11 protein-coding genes, 1 tRNA gene and 1 pseudogene are annotated in these 16,460 nt (G+C 36.2%); 5 read left to right on the top strand and 8 right to left on the bottom strand.

From position 1 onward, the window contains the following. Positions 1-3: 3 nt before the first annotated feature. On the bottom strand, positions 4-681 hold the full coding sequence (locus BCF58_RS05740; RefSeq protein WP_121460809.1) for a YceI family protein: 678 nt from the start codon (positions 679-681) through the stop codon (positions 4-6). Positions 682-834: 153 nt separating this feature from the next. On the opposite strand from BCF58_RS05740, the gene BCF58_RS05735 reads away from it, so the two are divergent. After that, positions 835-2,958 (top strand): Tex family protein, encoded by a 2,124-nt coding sequence (locus BCF58_RS05735; protein WP_121460808.1) that lies wholly within the window; start codon positions 835-837, stop codon positions 2,956-2,958. Positions 2,959-2,964: 6 nt separating this feature from the next. After that, the gene (locus BCF58_RS05730) at positions 2,965-3,519 is read left to right on the top strand and encodes an RDD family protein (protein WP_121460807.1); all 555 of its coding nucleotides are present in this window, start codon (positions 2,965-2,967) and stop codon (positions 3,517-3,519) included. Positions 3,520-3,553: 34 nt separating this feature from the next. Here the strand turns inward: BCF58_RS05730 and BCF58_RS05725 are convergent, their stop codons facing one another. Together BCF58_RS05725 and BCF58_RS05720 are read right to left on the bottom strand one after the other, a co-directional pair. Continuing rightward, positions 3,554-3,730, bottom strand: a complete 177-nt coding sequence (locus tag BCF58_RS05725) for a histone H1 (RefSeq protein ID WP_034684091.1) — start codon at positions 3,728-3,730, stop codon at positions 3,554-3,556. A gap of 98 nt (positions 3,731-3,828) precedes the next feature. Further along, positions 3,829-5,442, bottom strand: a complete 1,614-nt coding sequence (locus BCF58_RS05720; RefSeq protein WP_121460806.1) for a right-handed parallel beta-helix repeat-containing protein — start codon at positions 5,440-5,442, stop codon at positions 3,829-3,831. Between the two features lie 532 nt (positions 5,443-5,974). On the opposite strand from BCF58_RS05720, the gene BCF58_RS17675 reads away from it, so the two are divergent. Further along, complete coding sequence (locus tag BCF58_RS17675; protein WP_317126235.1) at positions 5,975-6,133, top strand: hypothetical protein; 159 nt, start codon at positions 5,975-5,977, stop codon at positions 6,131-6,133. Positions 6,134-6,402: 269 nt separating this feature from the next. Here BCF58_RS17675 and BCF58_RS05710 read toward each other — a convergent pair. The 4 genes and pseudogenes from BCF58_RS05710 to BCF58_RS05695 all read right to left on the bottom strand — a co-directional run. Further along, a pseudogene (locus BCF58_RS05710) lies at positions 6,403-6,752 on the bottom strand (class I SAM-dependent RNA methyltransferase); the annotation flags it as partial. Positions 6,753-6,979: 227 nt separating this feature from the next. Next, positions 6,980-7,051 (bottom strand) — tRNA-Arg (locus tag BCF58_RS05705). A 72-nt stretch (positions 7,052-7,123) separates the two neighbouring features. Continuing rightward, positions 7,124-8,887 carry a TonB-dependent receptor gene (locus BCF58_RS05700; protein WP_121460805.1) on the bottom strand — a complete coding sequence of 588 codons (1,764 nt, stop codon included), beginning with the start codon at positions 8,885-8,887 and terminating at the stop codon, positions 7,124-7,126. Positions 8,888-8,963: 76 nt separating this feature from the next. Next, the gene (locus tag BCF58_RS05695) at positions 8,964-11,927 is read right to left on the bottom strand and encodes a tetratricopeptide repeat protein (protein WP_121460804.1); all 2,964 of its coding nucleotides are present in this window, start codon (positions 11,925-11,927) and stop codon (positions 8,964-8,966) included. A gap of 173 nt (positions 11,928-12,100) precedes the next feature. On the opposite strand from BCF58_RS05695, the gene BCF58_RS05690 reads away from it, so the two are divergent. Together BCF58_RS05690 and BCF58_RS05685 are read left to right on the top strand one after the other, a co-directional pair. Beyond that, on the top strand, positions 12,101-13,771 hold the full coding sequence (locus BCF58_RS05690) for an APC family permease (protein WP_121460803.1): 1,671 nt from the start codon (positions 12,101-12,103) through the stop codon (positions 13,769-13,771). 147 nt (positions 13,772-13,918) lie between these two features. Beyond that, positions 13,919-14,239: a DUF962 domain-containing protein gene (locus BCF58_RS05685; RefSeq protein WP_121460802.1), complete on the top strand. Its 321-nt coding sequence runs from the start codon at positions 13,919-13,921 to the stop codon at positions 14,237-14,239. A 90-nt stretch (positions 14,240-14,329) separates the two neighbouring features. Here the strand turns inward: BCF58_RS05685 and BCF58_RS05680 are convergent, their stop codons facing one another. Continuing rightward, positions 14,330-16,354, bottom strand: coding sequence for a DUF3857 domain-containing protein (locus BCF58_RS05680; protein WP_121460801.1), 2,025 nt, complete (start codon positions 16,352-16,354; stop codon positions 14,330-14,332). Between the last annotated feature and the right edge of the window lie 106 nt (positions 16,355-16,460).

Raw genomic sequence — 16,460 nt, 5'->3', positions numbered from 1 at the left:
CAATTATTTTTTTGCTTTAACATCTACAGCAATTTCGATGTCTTTGCTGATCATCCATTCTGCAGGATCTGCTTCATCAGTACCAAATTTAATCCCCCAATCTGCTCTGTTCACTGTAAATTTAGCCTGAATAGACGCAGAATTTTCTACAACATCCACTTTTGCAGGGAAAGTTACATTAACTGTTTTTCCGGATAACGTAAGATTTCCGCTTACTGTTTTATTCGCACCCGCAACAGCATCTTTAGGTGCTTCTTTTAAATCTGTAACGCTTGTAATTTTGAAATCTGAAGTAGGGTTTTTCGCTACATCAAAGAAATCAGGGTTTTTCAAGTGCGCTTCAAGATCTGCCGGTTTTTTATCTTTTTCCGTTACTGAAGCCGGATCTACTTTAATAGAATTCATATCAATAATGAAATTACCTGCAGTAAGCTGTCCTCCTTCAACGTTTAACTCACCGGATTTTACACTAATAGTTCCCCAACGCGGTGCAAAACCTCCTTTGTGGAATGCTTTCCAGTTTACCACTGAAGTCGCTGCATCTACAGCCAACACTTCACCCGTACCCTCTGCAACTTTCTGTTCAGTAGTTGTAGCAGCAGTTTCTGCCGCTTTTTCTTTGTTACATGATGCTGCCAACAATCCTACAGCAACTAATGCAATAACACTAAGTTTTTTCATATTATTTTATTAAAAAGATTATTTAAAATTTGAAAATCAAAAATATAAAAATCAATTATCTTCTCACCTTATCATATATCAAGAAATGAAAAACAATCCGACTATTTACATCGAGATTAAAAATCCCTATTTTAGCCCTCTCAAATTTATCAAATGAACATTATTCAATTCATCCAGAAAAGTCTGAACATTTCCGAAAGAAGCATTACCAATACTCTTCAGCTATTAGCCGAAGACTGTACCGTTCCTTTTATAGCCCGTTATAGAAAAGACAAAACCGGAAACCTGGATGAAACCCAGATAGAACAGATCTCTAAACTGCATAAACAGTTTGAGGAGATTATAAAAAGAAAAGAAAGCATTTTAAAATCTATAGAGGAACAAAATGCATTAACTCCCGAATTCAGACAAAAAATAGAAGAAAGCTTTGAAATCCAGGAGCTTGAAGACTTGTACCTGCCTTTCAAAAAACGTAAGAAGACCAAAGCTGATTCCGCCAAAGAAAAAGGACTTGAACTATTGGCGAAAATCATCATGAGCCAGAGAAATAATGACCTGATGTTTTTGGCTTCAAAATACTTGAATAATGAAGTTTCCTCCGAAGAAGAAGCCCTTCAGGGAGCAAGGGATATTATGGCGGAATGGATTAATGAAAACATGTACGTCCGTAAGAATCTCCGCCGCCTGTTTCAACGCAAAGCAGTTATTTCTTCTAAGGTAGTAAAAGCTAAAAAAGACGAAGAAGGTGCCCAGAAATTCTCTCAATATTTTGAATGGGAAGAAAACCTGAGCAGAACTCCATCTCACAGGCTTCTTGCCATGTTGAGAGCAGAAACCGAGGGTTTTGTGAAAACGGATGTAGGAATTGATAAGGAAGAAGCCATTGAATTGATAGAAAACGCTATTATCAAATCTAATCATGAAAGTGCAGAACAAATTTCAATAGCCATAAAAGACAGCTACAAAAGATTACTGGAACCCGCTATCTCTAACGAAGTATTACAGGAAGCCAAAGAAAAAGCTGATAAAAAAGCGATCGAAATCTTCTCTGAAAATCTAAGCCAATTGTTATTAGCCCCTCCATTGGGAGAAAAAAGGATACTGGCAATTGATCCGGGTTACAGAAGCGGTTGTAAAGTGGTTTGCCTGGATGAAAAAGGAGACTTACTACACAATGAAACCATCTATCCTCATGCTCCTCAAAACGAATCAGGGATGGCCATGAAAAAAATCCGCTCCATGGTAAATGCTTATCATATTGAAGCGATTTCCATTGGAAATGGTACGGCAAGTCGGGAAACTGAGTTTTTCATTAAGAAAATTGCTTTTGATAAGCCACTTCAGGTTTTTGTGGTTTCAGAAGCGGGTGCATCGGTCTATTCCGCAAGTAAAATTGCAAGAGAAGAGTTTCCAAGTTACGATGTTACAGTACGAGGATCTGTTTCGATTGGACGAAGACTTGCCGACCCGTTAGCGGAACTCGTAAAAATAGATCCGAAATCCATTGGTGTAGGTCAGTATCAGCATGATGTGGATCAGACCCAACTGAAGAATGAATTAGATTCCACTGTAATGAAATGTGTAAACTCAGTGGGAGTTAACCTCAATACTGCCAGTAAATCCTTATTAAGCTATGTTTCCGGAATTGGAGAGAAAATGGCAGAGAACATTGTGAATTTCCGTACAGAGAATGGTCCGTTTGAAGACAGGAAACAATTAAAGAAAGTTCCGAGATTAGGCGAAAAAGCCTTCCAACAGGCGGCAGCATTTGTAAGAATCATTAATGCTAAAAATCCTCTTGACAACTCTGCTGTTCATCCTGAAGCTTATGGAATTGTTGAAAAGATGGCCAAAGATCTAGGGATTAAAACCCATGATCTTATCGCCAATAAAGAGAAAATTTCGTTGATACAACCGGAAAAATATATTACGGAAGACATCGGTATTTTAGGCATAAAAGACATTCTGAAAGAGCTTGAAAAACCGGGATTAGACCCAAGGAAAGCAGCTAAAATATTTGAATTTGATCCCAATGTAAAATCTATTAAAGATTTGAGAAGTGGAATGATCTTACCGGGAATTGTCAATAATATTACGGCCTTCGGGTGTTTTGTAGATGTAGGAATTAAAGAAAGTGGGTTGGTTCATATTTCCCAGTTAAAAGACGGTTTTGTTTCTGATGTGAATGAAGTGGTAAAACTTCATCAGCATGTTCAGGTAAAAGTAACGGAAGTCGATGAAGTGAGAAAAAGAGTTCAGTTGAGTATGATTATATAGCCAAAAGTGAAAATATCGGAAATTAAAGAAAAGCGAATTATTCATAGACCCACCCGTAATTTTGACAGGCTGGGAAACAGGATTTATAATGAATTCGAATATGAATTCCCTTATAATCCCGGACATAAAAACAATGAAACGGAAAGGCTTTTTGCTAAAATCATTGATATGTTACCGTTCATACTGCTTTTTTATTTTGGATTTCATCAGATGGTATTCATTAGTATATTGCTTTCCATTCCGTCTGTAATCCTCATAGGTACAATCACGGAATCTTATTGGGGGACTACTTTGGGAAAAAGGTTTTTTAAAATTAAAGTTCTGGATGATTATGGCCATTATCCCGGGGTTTTCAAATCGTTGATAAGAAATCTTCTATGCCTTGCCAATTTTTGCCCAATCTTTACAGATTATACCCCTCCTCCTAATAGTGTCGTGGGAGTAGAAGGCACCCAGATGAACTTTAGTATGCATTTGAATAACAAGATCTGTAAAACATACATTGTAAAAGATAAAAAGATCCCCGAAATAAAAAAACTGCTCAAAAAAGATCCCCTATAAAAAACAATCCCTGTCTTTCGACAGGGATCATTTATTATTTTTTAGATTCTTCAACAGAAACTTTTCTGAAATCCTTAAACAACTTGCTTAGTTCTAAAGCTGATTTACGAGCTCTTGTTCCAGCTGCCTTGTTTCCTTTTTCTGCTTGTTGGTTTGCTTCAGTAGTGAAAGCTTCAAATTCTGCGTTGATTTTTTCGATTAGTTCTTTCATTGATTTAAAATTTAGGCTGCAAATATAGGTTTTATGGGCATTCCAGCCTAATCGGGAAAGAAAATTTTGAAAAATTTCATAATGAGGCTTTTTATTGATTAAGGTTGTTCACCAGGGGAATTTTGGATTGTTGTATAATTATCTCGCAAACGTCTTAATGCTATGAGTCCATTGAGGAATCTCATATCAACATATCTGGCTTTTAAAATCACGTTATTTTCAATCTCGAATGTTCCTTGTTCAAGGTTAGGTAATGGCTCCTCAATTCCTTCAACAAAAATTCCCCATCTCATTGCCTGATCAGAATTACCTCTAATTTTATTATGTTTTACAGCAATCTCAGAGTTATTAGTATATCTTATACTTATTCCTGTTAATAAATCTTCTCCGCCTACATTTTTAGCTCCCGGATTATCAATGGTATTAGAATTTACATTTAAAAAATCATTCTTTGATTCAATCATTATTCCACTTTCCTGTGTAGTACGGATATTATTATGACAAACATCTAGCCCTTTGGTGAAGGCAATATAAATTCCTGAATGCATAATGTCATTCACCATATTATTAGCAACGACTCCACCATCTATATACCTCACATTAATCCCATGTTGACCCGCCTTTCTTATCACATTTCCGGATACAATAACATTTTTTGCCAAAGTCAAGGGAGTATTTGCGGTATTATTGATCAGAATACCGTCGCCTCCTGATCCCGTATTATCTACAATATTGTTTGAGACCACAACATTATGGCAAACATAACCAAGAGTATCCGGATGTTTATCAAAATTTTGCAGCTTAACACCTACCTTTTGAGTGTTTTTAATACGGTTCCCGATTACAGAGATATTGGAGAGTCCTGCATCCAGATACATTCCATGCTCCAAAATGGTATTTTCAATATCGTTATCTGAAATGGATATAAACTCCGAATTTTCAGCGATAATAATGCCTTGAGATGAGTTTTTGAAACTGTTTTTAAGAATAGAAATATTTTTCCCTCCAACTGTAATTCCTGTATTGTCTTTTCTTCCAAACGGATCCTGAGGTGTAACTTTTGCCCATTCCGTATCAAATGAATTTTCGACTTTGTTAAATTTAAATGTTAAATGATCAATCCCGTTTAATCCCGAAACGGCAGAATAACTAAAATCTTTGAATGTATTATCTGCAATGGCAAGATTTTTAGCTCCAGTACATAAAACGCCCACTGCCTTTGAGCTTGGGCTTCCTTGATAATCTGTTCCCAGTCCTTCCAGATTAAATCCTGTTATAGAGATATTACTTTTATTCTCACAATTAAAAATTTCTTTTACAAATCCTGACTGCTTAATACTACAGCCTTTGGAAAGCAGTTTCTGGTTGTTTTGAACTGGCAGAGAATCATTAATGATGATCGAAATTTCATCAAAAAAAGTATCATATCCAAGTGCCAAAGCTTTTTGTATTCTTGTCGTTGTTTCGGTATAATCTGATAGGGTGTTGCCAATTCCCCACCATAATATATTAACATATCCGGTCCATTCTCTTTTATAAAAGTCTGTCTCTTTTTTTCTGTAAATGGCACCATCGCCGTCTCCGGTTGTCGGAATTCCAACAGTAGTTTTTTTATAGACTACATGTTCACTGGTATAGCTATCAATTAATTCTACTACATTATCACTGGGATACGTGCTTCCCGGTGCGAAGAAGTCTTCTGTGTAAATCATAATTTTTTGTTTTAAGGGTTAATGGTTAATCATTCTTGCAAGAAATCACCTGTTATCTTTAAAACAAAAGTAATATGATATTGCGTCAGAACTTGACGTGTTTTTTTTTAATTAATAATGAATTAGATTTTATACCATTTTAGCTTGTGATTATCTTTGACAGCAAAGAATATTTTATACTGTTAGTAGTGCGACTGATCCAAGCTTTCAATTCTCGAAGGTGAAGAGAAATATTAAAGAAATTAGCCTGCTTTTTTGTAAAAAAAATCATAATAAATGAAAATTTAGCCTTATAGTCTATTGGTATAAGGATATAATTATGGCTTTTTGTTTCTATCCTTTCAAAAGTGAATATACCCCGAATTCTTGGAACGTAGAAGAAATTATCACAGGAAGTATTAAATAATAGACTAAGTTAATCCAATACATTTTACGTTGAATTTCCAATAAGTATTTTACGGGAATTTGATCAAAATATTGATCCTTACTCGCTAATTTTGAATAGCCTGGTAAAATCGATCTTATTAACTTCATGGAGAAAAACTATATGTTTAATATGCCATTGGAAAGATTTAGATATTTAACAGGAAGAAGCCTTCTACTTTCAACAGAGATTTCAGAAAAGCGTTCAAGGTTACATCACAACTATGGCTTATTCAGAAACGCCCTGAGCTGGCTTATTATCACTTGACGGAAAGGAATAAAAAACCGACGGATGTTTATATGGAAGTGGGTTTTGAAGACTTATCCATTTTTCCTATGCTTTTAAAAAACAGTATGACTTTGAGCCTTGTTTGGTAAGGACACTCACCCACGAAGTGTGTAAGTTAAAAAGTTAGGTTTGGATTTTATTTCTTATTTTTTTAGTCTGAATCGTATCAATTTTATTCGATGAAAAGCTATCCAATACATTCAGTCCATTAAAAATAATATCTAAAAAATCGAAAATGTTCCCTGCCATCAATTATTCTCAATTTTATGCATCTTCTTCGTCCCCTCATACATCTCATACTGTGAAAATCGGGTTTCCAGCTTTCCATTGAAAAGCTTTACCTTTCTTGATGGGCGTAATCCAACTTTCTTCACCGCTTCAAGATCAGAAGAAATCAACCATGCTAAAGTATTAGGATAACCCGTTTTAAAAGTATCCCCTATTTATTTGTAAAAATCATCGTCATTCATAGAAATCCTCTCATCATAAGGCGGATAAAGACGATCAGTAGCGGAAACAGATCTTTTGAGGAATCAAAGAAGTTTTGTTTCTTCACTTCGATCACCTCTTCCATTTCAGCCGCTTCAATATTCATTCTTGTCGCGTTATATGCTATTTCAAATATCTCCAGCCTTTAAACAAGGGGATTGAGAGACTAAAAGAGCGATTATGTGTTCGATTTATCCTGAAAAACTGCAATTCGATGGAACTAAGGATCGAACACCAAAACTTAACTCTATTATAGATTATATACTATTGTTAACAGTAAGTTATGGAATAAAAAAGACCGACCAGAAATTTTAGAAATTTCTAAAGTCGGTCATGTGACCGCAGAAGGATTCGAACCCTCACTGTCGGAGCCGAAATCCGAAGTTCTATCCATTAAACTATGCAGCCCGATTCATGAGTAATGAATAATTCATCAGTAATTTTTGCATTGCTCATTACCTATTCCTCATTACTTATATTTTAGAATGTAATCTTCACCCCGCCCAGAATCTGTGCCCCCAGAACTTTATAGCCTTTGTACGTCTGGTATTTGGAGCTAAGAAGATTATTTCCGAGCGCGAAAATACTGAAATTTTTGTGAACTTTATACTCTGCGGAAAGATTTAAGTCTGCATACCCTCCTACTTTATCATTGGTATCTTCCGTAGACTTGTAAATAATATTCGGAGTAGTTTGAATAGCTTCCAAGGTGTAAGAGTTTGTTGTTCTGTCACTTGCGAAGATTCCTTTGAATCCTAGCAATAGCTTTTTATCCAGCATCGTATATTTAGCTCCGATACTTGCACTCAATAAAGGAACGTTATAAATATCTTCATAATTTTTCAGATCGTACTTTCTGAACAGGACTTCCCCGTCTAAAATCAGGTTCGCCAAAGGAAAATATTGAATGCTTCCTTTAATATCGCTCACATTCCCATCATCGTAGATTGCAGAGAATGTATTGGCAAAATTATACGCAGAACGTTCTTGAGCATCATAGCTGAATAAATCATTGGCCTTGAAGAACATGATATCTCTCATTTTTCCGAAACCTGCAGAGAAATCATATTTAATCATTTCGTCGAAATCTCCTCTTAAACCAACATAAAAATGATATTTAGTTTCTGTAGGTCTTAACATCTGATCCGAAAGAATAAATGGATTTTCCTGTAATAAATCCCCATAGGTATTCAATTTCAGGCCACCATCTACTCCACCGTAAAATTTAAATTCTTTGGAAGCTGCCAGCTGGAATTCCGCCTGTGGGAACCAGTAGGTCTTATTATTTTTCATCTGTTCTTCCATTGTATCATTAGAATTTTTAGCATTTAAAAACGCAAATGACGAACCTAGCATTAAATAAGTTTCTCCTTTAGCAAAAGTAACTTTCGGCGATAAGCTTGTATTGAAAAAATTAGATGAATTTCTGTCTCTGATGGCAAAATCTGTTTTCACAGTCTCTAAACCAACTCCTAAATCTGCATTTAAAACCACATCCGACTTCCCTATTTCAACAGCATGCTTTGAGAAATTAGCTAAAATGGAAGCCTGATTCTCCTGGGCCTCAAAATGGTCTTTCAGGAATGAAGATTTCACCCTTACATCATTCAAAATTTCATTGGAATAAAAATCATAATATCCGTTAACCTTAAACTGATTCACTTTTTGCTTCAGGTCGACATCAGCAGCTGGTTCTAGTGCATAAATCCCATAATAATTATAATTATTCAATCCATATTCTGCATTGGCGTTGAACTTTCCCTTTTCTCCATAAGCATTTAAAAAAGCGCCCAATGTTGCGGAATTTTGTTTGGAATCCCAGGCATAATCCTTTTTCAATCCTTGTGTGGAAAGAACATGTACATCTGCTCCTACCTCTATCTTATTTTCCAAGGTCGTGGAAATATTAGCATCCGCAAGGATTTTCCCGTAATTCCCCATTCCGAACTGGAAATAATTATTCTGAGCTGTTGCATCGAATTTCGGAGTTACATCCTCGCCTTGAATGGTAGAGGTTTTGAAATCCGAAACAGCAGGCACATCCGTAATGGTATACTTTACTGGATTCTGAGATTTTTCTTCCGGCGGATAATTCTTAATGGTCTCTACAGAAGTTTTTTTCTTTTCGATCTTTTTAACCTCCGGTTCTCTTTTTTTATTAAGAATCAGTTTTTCTTCCTTGATTTGGGAAAACGCAAATGACGAAGCCCCTAAAAATATGATTGGAAAAATGTATTTCATCATAATTATTAATGTAACAATTTATCAATGTAGCAATCCTAATTCCTAAGTCCTAAACCCTGCTACCTTTTACTACTTTTTACTTTTTAATTTGTTTCTTCACTTCTTTGGCCTCTGCCACAATCTCAGGGAAATCCTGGTAATTGTTGATAATCTGGTCACAAGTATAACTTGCCTGATAATTATCTTTCAATCCGATATAGTTTTTGGCCATCAAAACCAATGCTTTTGCACCCCAATATTCTTCCGAAGCATAATTATTAGCCAACTTAAAGATGGTTTCATTAGAGGATTTGAAGGCTTTTCCTTTATTCTGATAATAAGCTTTTGCATACAACGCTTCTGCCGCTACTTCTGTATTGGAAGATTTTTCCAGCGAAGTATAAGCTGTTTGTGCATCTTTATCCTTCCCGGAGTTCATCAGGCTTCTTGCTTTGATCACTTTTGCTGTTTCAATAACAGCCGCTGAGTTTTTATTGTTAGCAATCACTGCATCAGCCAGTTTTTCAGCCTCGGAAAAATTCTTTTCTTCCGCATACATCTTCATCAGCTCTACATTTGCATAATTTCTGATGCTCACATTAGAAGAGTTTCTAAGATTTTCCAGGTATTTTTTAGCTTCCGCACTGTTCCCTTGAGTCACATAAATCTGGGCGATACGGGTTTGTGCATCATCCTGATAATCGTTCTGAACATTGGCAATTTCCTGCAACACCAATAATGCTTTCGTAGTATTATTGGTTTGATAGTAGCTTTCCCCTAACTCATATTTAGCCTGATAAAGCCCTTCTCCTGTCGGATTTTGCGTTAAATACTTTTCGTAATAAGAAATAGCATTTTTATAATCTTTCTTTGCGAAATATTGTTTTCCGGTAGAAAGGTTGATCTCATCAATTTCAGCGGCATCTACATTTACTCCTATATTTCTGGCAAAGCTCTCATATCCCGCAACATCTCCGTTTTTCGTAAAAATCGGTTTGGCAGCCTGCACAATTTTTTCTGCGTATGGTGTATTTTTATATTGTTGCCCTAAAGATGTAAGCTCTGAAAGAGCCTTATCGCTTTGGTTCATATCAATATAATTCTGTGCTCTGTAGATAGAAGCATTAGCGATCAGATCTTTGTCTGATGATGACTTCATAACCTTGGCAAAAGAATCGTTGGAATTGGCAAAATCATCCTGCGCAGCATAAGCCGTTCCCATCTCGTATTGAGCATCATCATAATATTCGGAATCCGGATACTTGGATAATAAATTCTTTAAGTTATTGATCTTTGCTTGCGTATCACCTTTAAAACCTAAAGCCATCGCTTTTTGGTATAAAGTATAATCCGTTGCGTCTTCGTTCTTATCATAGATGGCGATCGCTTCATTCAGGTCGTTATTGGCGTAATGAATATCTGCCAAACGAAGTTCCGCATCATTTTTAAATTCCGTTTTAGGATTGGTCAAATATTGCTTGAAATACTTTTCAGCCTGATCAAATTTCTTCGATTTGAAGTAAGCATATCCCAAATCATAGGGCAATTGTTGTTTTTCCGGGAAGTTTTCATTTAAAAGCTTTTCATAACGTACAATAGCAGAAGGATAATTCCCTTTCTGATAATATACCTGGCCTAACCAATATAAGGCCCTGTTGTTAAACTCCTTATTGATGTCAAATTCTAAACTTCTTAAAAAGTACTTTTCCGCTTCATCATAATTCCCTTTGTTGAACTCTTCCGTTCCCAATAAATAAGATACTTCCTGATCTACCTTATCAATATCCGGAGAAGAATTCTGCAGCTTGTCGATCGCATTCAACGTTTCCTTATAGTTTCCGGAATACAAATATGATTTCACCAAAAGTGATCTCATTTCAGGTGTATTCGCATCATTCTGGTTTTCATTGATGTAATTCTGAAGTACCGTTGAAGCACTTTCAAACGGGTTTCCAATGTCATAGCTCAGCTTCGCATATTGTTCGTGGGCTAATTTTTTCACTTTAGCATCATAATCCATCTGATAAGAAGAACGGAAGGCTGAAAGTGCCTCCTGTTTTTTATCAACAGCCAGATAGGCGTTTCCTAACTGATAATAAGCATTTTGTGCTAATGCGGAATTACTGTTGATCAATTGATTATAATAAGAAACGGCTTCATCATATTTTTTGAGCTGTGCAGCCACAAATCCCATTTCATAAAGATCATTTTCAGAAGGGTTTTGCTGGACACTTAAATAATCCTTTAAATGAGGATAAGCTGAGGCATAATCCTTCTTCATGAAGTAGCTTTCTCCAATGATCTTATGAACTTCTGCTTTATAGGAATCGGAAATATCTTCATTCAGTAAAGCATTTCCTTCAGAAATAGCCTTATCATAATCCTTATCATTATAATACATCTGAACATAATACGGGCGAACCAGCTTTGAATATTTCTCCTGATCTTTAATCGAATCAAAATACTGAAAGGCCTTATCATTTTGTCTGTTCGTGTAGTACAGATGTCCCAACATATAGGCGATATCCCCTTTCTGAGTCTCATCAGCTGTTTTATAAGCTTCCTCAAGCGCATCTGTAGCACCTTTAGAATCTCCCATCATGAATTTAGCATAACCTAATTTCAGGATGTATTGGGTATTCTCTTCTTTGGAGAGTTGATATTGGTTCACTTTCTTCAAAGTTTCCAATGCTTTTTCAAAATCTTTTTTAGCCAGGTAATAATCTGCCAGAGGCATGTTCGCCTGAGCAAAATAAGCAGAATTGGGATATTCCTTCATAAAGGCAGCCAAGCCTTCCTCAGCATGATTTTTCTGAAGAATCACTCCAATTACATTATCAAAAAACTGCGCCGCTTCTTTTTTAGAATGTGACAAGTGCTGATTGTAGAAATACTGCCTTGCATATTCATATTGGGAAGCATTGTATATTTTGGTCTGATAAAGATTTTCGGCTAAACTGAATCTGTATTTTTCCTTCTGGGCGAAGTATTGGGACTGCTGAGCCTCGGAAATTCCGTAATAAAAAACAGCAGCAGCCAAAAGTATTTTTTTTGATTTCATTCTTTTGAATAAAAAAATTAAGTCTATTATATCAACGAAAGTATTGAAAACTTATTGTTTAAGCAAGCTTAGAAAGGGAGTTTAAGGAAAAATATAGAAAATTTAGCTATTTTTTAACATACTTTTATAATTATCATTACATTTGTTTTTTTACAACTCAAATATAGCATTGAATGAATCAACTATTCAGGAGGAAAATCTACTCAGACACGGATACATCAACTCATCTTTTAAGGGTTTTAGGTGTTTGGGACATCGTTTTTTTTGGTATCGCAGCAATTATAGGAGCAGGAAGTTTCAGCAGTTTGGGAGAAGCTGTTTTCAGAGGTGGCCCCGGAGTTATTTTACTTTATTTGATTTGTGGTTTTGCCTGTGGTTTCACGGCTTTATGCTATGCTGAATTTGCCAGCAGGATTCCTGCAGCAGGCTCTGCTTATACCTATGCATATGCCAGTTTCGGCGAACTGATTGCGTGGATCATCGGCTGGGCCCTCATTATGGAATATTCCTTTGGAAATATCTATGTTGCATTCTCATGGTCGGATTATTTCACCAGCTTTCTGGAGCGCTTGGGCATGCATATTCCGGATTATCTTACCTGCAGCTATACGGAAGCTAAAAAAGCTTTCATGAGCGGCTCTGAAAACAAAGAATTACTGAACGCCTGGAATACCGCCCCATTGCTTGGAAGCTTAAAATTTATTGTGGATGTTCCTGCCTTGGTGATCAACGGATTAATTACATGGCTTTGTTATATCGGTGTTAAAGAGAGTAAAAACTTTAATAATGCACTGGTCATTTTAAAATTAGCCGTCATTGTTTTTGTAATATTGGTAGGTTTTGCATACATCAATACAGATAACTGGACCCCGACTAATCCCGAAACCGGAGTTTCCACCTTTATGCCAAATGGTTTTGCCGGTGTAATGAGTGCCGTTTCAGGGGTTTTCTTCGCTTATATTGGCTTTGATGCTTTAAGTGTTCTTTCCGAAGAAACTAAAGATCCCCAGAAAACCTTACCTAAAGGAATGATCCTTTCCCTTGTCCTTTGTACAGTTATATACATAGCTCTTACATTGGTTCTTACGGGCATGGTGGATTACAGGAAGTTTGATGGTGTAGGAGATCCCCTTTCATTCATATTTGAAAAAGGTAATGCCAATGTTGCATGGATGGAGCTCATTGTTTCCTTTGTGGCCATTGTTGCAATTACTACTGTATTATTGGTTTTCCAGATGGGACAGCCAAGAATCTGGTATGCTATGAGCCGTGATGGGTTAATGCCCCAGAAATTTCAGGAAGTACATCCTAAATACAAAACACCTTCATTTGCAACTATTATTACCGGGATTGTGGTTGGAATCCCCATCCTGTTTACAGATAAGACGTTCATTCTGGATTTTACAAGTATAGGAACCATCTTTGCCTTCGTGCTGGTTTGTGCCGGTGTTTTGGTTCTTCCGGTTAAAGAAAAGCTAAAAGGAAGATTCCATCTTCCCTATATTAACGGAAAGATCATTTTTCCTGTTATTTTCATTGGCGGGCTAATAGGATTTTATTTCTGGCAACCTGAATTTTTCGATACCTTAATGAATTGGAATGATCCTAAAGCGGGTGAATTCAGAGCCTCTATTTTCTTTTTTATTCTGATCAATTTAATATTGTGTATAGTGACTTTTGTGAAAAACCTTTCCCTGATTCCCTTAATCGGTTTAAGCTCTTGTTTATACCTACTTACAGGAATGAGCCACGACAACTGGTTCTGGTTTGGACTCTGGTTCGCCATAGGTTTGGTAATCTATTTCTGCTACGGGTACCGAAACAGTAAGTTAAGGAAAAGCTGATTCGAAAAATAAATTAATCTTTATCTAAATCGCAAGGAGCTAAAATGCAGATAGAACTTCATTTCAGCTCCTTGCGATTTTTGTTTTGTATCAAAATTGGCGAAGTTATTGCTTTCAATCTTTCAGAAACTTTAAACTAATCATGCCATGTCTGAAAGAATAAAAACATACAGCGAATTCTATCAATTCTATCTTACCGAACACCGCAAATTGGGTACAAGGATTTTTCATTTTATTGGAACCTTATTGGTTTTTGTAGTCATCGGCTATGTCATCAGCTCAGGAAAAGAAAGGTTTTTATGGTATATCCCTATCGTTGGATACGGCTTTGCCTGGTTCAGCCACGCCGTGATTGAAAAAAATAAGCCGGCAACATTCAAATACCCTTTATGGTCCTTGATTTCCGATTTCAGGCTCTTTTTTGAGTTGATAACCGGAAAACAAAAATTTAACGGAAATCAAGCATAAAACCCTGTGGGAGGATCAAAGGTTTCAGGCTGTAAATTGCATTATAAGTTTCGGGCAGGGTGCTTTGCACCCCGCCCGAAATTATTTGTCTTAATTATTAAAACGTTTTTTAAAACTAAATTTAAGCCGGTTCATCAGTCCCGGTTCAATGATATCAATCCCCAACCCGAAATTACTATCGGCCACCGTATGATGTGCCGTTCTGAAATCTTCAAATTCAGAGGGCGGAATTTCCAGGTTTACTAAAGGCTTGTAATCTATAAATACCGCTGCACCGTTTTTAGTGATTTTCTTTCGGCTTGTATATTCAAAATACGGATTATTGATCGTACTTTCCTGAGCAGTATACTTTTCGTCCGTATCTATTTTCTGATCGGTATAAAGATGGATCTCATATCTCTCACTGTCGAAATTATGCCAGAAAGGCAAATCCTTATGCATGAAATCTCTTGCGCTTGCCTTTACTACATTACGGTCAAAATACATCAGGAATCGATTGTTTTTGGCATCCACATAATAGGGATTTTCAACCGTTGCCTGATACTGAATTTTAAATTCGTTCAGCTTTTTATCATCACTTACAATATCAATGATGGCATCTTTAAAGATGTTTCTTACATCCGTTCCATTTCTGTCATTGGAATAATTCAGACTATAAAACAGGAAATTATTCCAGCTGTCGACTACTTCCCTTTTATTGGTATTTTTAAAATACCTTCTCATCGCATTAGCCCGATTGCCTTTATAGGTTGTTGTGAGTTTCAGGGTTCCTTTCGTATCCTGGGCGTGAAATTCCACTTTTTCATCAATACAATAATATGGGAATTTATAAGCTTTCCGTTCCTGTAGTTCCTGATCTCGCTTCACTTCAAGATAATGCATAAAGTAGATGAAGCCTCTGTTTTCGATCAAACCGAATTCATCACGGATCGTTGCATCTATAAAATACGTTTCACCTTTATAATTGATTTTAACAATCACATGATTGAAGCTTAGTAAAGATGGAAGGTAGTATTTAATATAAAAATCGGTGTGAAAATTCACTAAGACAATAGAAGAATCAATACCTATATAATCCAGAATCACTTTTAATAAAACTGATTTGGCCTTGCAATCCCCTTGCTTATTCTGATAGGTAACGGATGGATCCTGTGGTTTATGTCCATTCATTTCATCCGCATTGAAAATATAATAAATATGATTCTGAACATATTCAACAGCAAACTGGAGCTTTTCATCCTGATCAGCTATAGCATCCAGTTTTTCAACCAGATTCGGAGCAAACTCCTGCAAAGAAGCCTTACTGAAAATTTCTTCGTAAATCGGAGCAATATAATTGGACAGGTCTTTCCAGGTGCTTTCAGTAGCGAAATCTATGAAAGGGAAAATTTCACGATTAGCATCTACCGGATTGATATAGTTTTCCTCATCAATAATAAATTGCTCTCCCTTCTTCAAATAATTAACCTCAGGGTCCAGAACATTTCCCTGCTCATCTCTGAAGAATGTTTTTTTGTAAGCAATCGTTTCATTGCGCTCGTTGATAAATGTGAATCTGAAGTTTCCGTATGCCCAGTAATTATCCGGACTTACCCAAACGTATTTTGAAAATTCTTTTCTCAAAAAGTCACGGTCCGTAAAGCCCTTTACACGGGTATCTTCCAGAATCAGGACATCATAAAGCCTCAGATCTTTTATGGTAATATTTATTTTTTTATTACTGCTTAAAATCCCTCCGCTGCTTTGATTTTCATTATCCAAAACTTTAATTTTGGTATCCGGGATCTTATCTATTAAAACTCCGTCCCTCAGAACACTTATCCGGTGTATATTGTATATTTCATTTTCTTCAACAACAATATCCGTTACGGATGCTCTTTCCAGATTAGAAGGTTCATTAAGGGTATATGCCATGCATACATACTCTTTATTTTCCGTATTGCTTGTACAATACTTTTTATCAAGAAAATAACAATAATCCCTTCCTTCATTGATCTGACTTTCTGAAAAATCAGATTCTTTTATTCTTCTTATCAGCTGTTGATCATCCATGCTTCCCGCCCATGCTTCCGGCTGATGGATCCTGTAATTCTCGATTGGCATCGGGTTCTCCATATTATTTTACTTTGTGGTTTGGTGAAAAGTTAGGGGTTCAAATTAATTAATTAAAAACTAAAAAACAAGAGTAGATTAACGACAGTGTTGTCTTTTTATCAATACA

This window comes from Chryseobacterium defluvii (genome assembly GCF_003634775.1).
GTDB classification, from domain to species: Bacteria; Bacteroidota; Bacteroidia; order Flavobacteriales; family Weeksellaceae; genus Chryseobacterium; species Chryseobacterium defluvii.
This window is presented reverse-complemented; position numbering and strand designations above follow the sequence as displayed.

Bases quoted from the DNA above. Each gene is read 5' to 3' on its own strand.
- BCF58_RS05740 (WP_121460809.1), bottom strand. From the start codon at position 681: ATGAAAAAACTTAGTGTTATTGCATTAGTTGCTGTAGGATTGTTGGCA.
- BCF58_RS05735 (WP_121460808.1), top strand. From the start codon at position 835: ATGAACATTATTCAATTCATCCAGAAAAGTCTGAACATTTCCGAAAGA.
- BCF58_RS05725 (WP_034684091.1), bottom strand. From the start codon at position 3,730: ATGAAAGAACTAATCGAAAAAATCAACGCAGAATTTGAAGCTTTCACT.
- BCF58_RS05720 (WP_121460806.1), bottom strand. From the start codon at position 5,442: ATGATTTACACAGAAGACTTCTTCGCACCGGGAAGCACGTATCCCAGT.
- BCF58_RS17675 (WP_317126235.1), top strand. From the start codon at position 5,975: ATGGAGAAAAACTATATGTTTAATATGCCATTGGAAAGATTTAGATAT.
- BCF58_RS05700 (WP_121460805.1), bottom strand. From the start codon at position 8,887: ATGATGAAATACATTTTTCCAATCATATTTTTAGGGGCTTCGTCATTT.
- BCF58_RS05695 (WP_121460804.1), bottom strand. From the start codon at position 11,927: ATGAAATCAAAAAAAATACTTTTGGCTGCTGCTGTTTTTTATTACGGA.
- BCF58_RS05690 (WP_121460803.1), top strand. From the start codon at position 12,101: ATGAATCAACTATTCAGGAGGAAAATCTACTCAGACACGGATACATCA.
- BCF58_RS05685 (WP_121460802.1), top strand. From the start codon at position 13,919: ATGTCTGAAAGAATAAAAACATACAGCGAATTCTATCAATTCTATCTT.
- BCF58_RS05680 (WP_121460801.1), bottom strand. From the start codon at position 16,354: ATGGAGAACCCGATGCCAATCGAGAATTACAGGATCCATCAGCCGGAA.